This is a genomic window from Psychrobacter sp. 1U2 (genome assembly GCF_051847575.1).
The window spans coordinates 1-1,719 of record NZ_JBPYDC010000124.1; the positions used below are offsets into that span (position 1 = coordinate 1).

Consider the following 1,719-nt stretch of genomic DNA (forward strand, 5'->3'; position numbering starts at 1 on the left):
CAACAAGGTGACGACAATACTGCGTATGGCATCATTATCCCAGATATAGCGGGCTGCTATTCAGCTAGTGATGAGTATGGAAATATTTTAAAAAATGCTAAAGAAGCTATTGTGCTTCATATAAGTGGCATGATAGACGATGGCGAACCAATTCCTATGCCTACTGATAGTAATAACTATAAAGATGACCCGGGTTTTGAGGGTATGTCTTGGGCAACGGTCGATGTTCAAATAGATGAGCTTTATTGATAAAACTGAATAGCCATAAATGTATGCAATAGATGAGAATGGAACTCATACTAGTTGATACAGTCATATTGCTATAAGCCACTACTAGACATTAGTAGATTAAATAGATCAGTACTCATAATGTAGATAGCGTTTAGATGAATTGCTTATTTAAATGCTATTTATGCCAGACAAGTTGTGAAAGAGCATTTATACAAGATCATTGATATAATGCACATCGCTATAGAACATGGAATGAGCAGATGCTATTAGAACTAAAAGAAAAAATACATGTCGTAAGCTATGCCGAAGCTCATTTGAGAATGAGCTGTTAACTTCGCCGATTGTGATAAGTACTAGGTATTTTGACAAATCAGAACTGTTAAAAATGTTGTTGGATGTGATTTTTCGGATTGATGATGCACAAGGCTTTGACTATAAGCATGAATAGATATGGATAAAGAGTTTAAATAATATTTGAGCACAATACTGAAAAGAATATCAGTCAGAATTTCCCAAATCTACCTTTAAAATAATTGGTTTGTCGTTCTAATTTCGTATCTCATTATTAAAAATAGGTGTTTTTACACAGCCTAGAAGCCTAACAGAAGCTATCAAGATAAAAACTCTTCCCCAATACTTATGCTAAAAAAAAGGGGGATCTGTAAAATACCTTTTTAGACTTTCAATAAAGAATTTTTTGCTCTACTCAGTTTAGAAATAGGCTACGATCACTCATTTTCTGTTTCATATTTACGTCCTATTTAGTGGTAATGGGCAGCTACCTTTTCAGCATCTGTCATAGTATCGATAGTCTTCCAACTTCCGTCAGGTAGCCGATATAGTTTTGGTCCGCTATTCGGATTAGTATTAATTTGAGTTGTGTTATTATTTGAAGAATATGTGCCTCTTATTCTAGGGTTTGGATTTGGAGAGTGAGTTCTCACTTCAACTTTAGTATGAGGTGCATCTTGTATTTTCCTAAATAGTAAATTGTCATGAAACCAAATAGGCTTCTCAGGATTCATTTTTAGCTTTATGTTTGTTAATCCCTGTCCAGTAAGCCTCATTTTTCCACTGTTAGCAGGTAAAACCCAAAAATTAAAACTTATTGAATTATCTATCGCTAAGTCAACTTCTGCGTCAAATGTATCAACTCTTCGATTTTTCCCTTTTATCATAGTGTCATTTGGTACGCGAGGTGCTCTAGGAGCATTCATAAATTTTGCTCTTGCCATACCTACTGTTGTTCCAAACTCAACTATAGACCTTGCAGCGTTGCTCCTTAGAGCCCAATTTCTGAATCCTTCTTGATCAACAGCATGATCATAGATTAAGCCATTTTCTGGATTAACAACACCTTCTAAATGCCATGAATCCTTTGACACATGGCATGCTGTACATCCCCAACCATTTTTTATCCAATTTTTGACAATTTGTTGATCATCTCCTAAACTATTATAAAGTCCTCGCGCGTTCGGACTCATGCCT

The 1,719-nt window shown here is 35.4% G+C and carries 2 protein-coding genes; one reads left to right on the plus strand and one right to left on the minus strand.

Translation table 11 applies throughout. The features are described from left to right. On the plus strand, nucleotides 1–249 hold a 249-nt coding region (locus ACS8FD_RS13730; RefSeq protein ID WP_439276284.1), incomplete at its 5' end, for a type II toxin-antitoxin system HicB family antitoxin. Nucleotides 250–992: 743 nt separating this feature from the next. Here ACS8FD_RS13730 and ACS8FD_RS13735 read toward each other — a convergent pair. After that, nucleotides 993–1,719, minus strand: a 727-nt coding sequence (locus ACS8FD_RS13735) for a hypothetical protein (RefSeq protein WP_439276285.1), incomplete at its 5' end; no start/stop codon positions are given.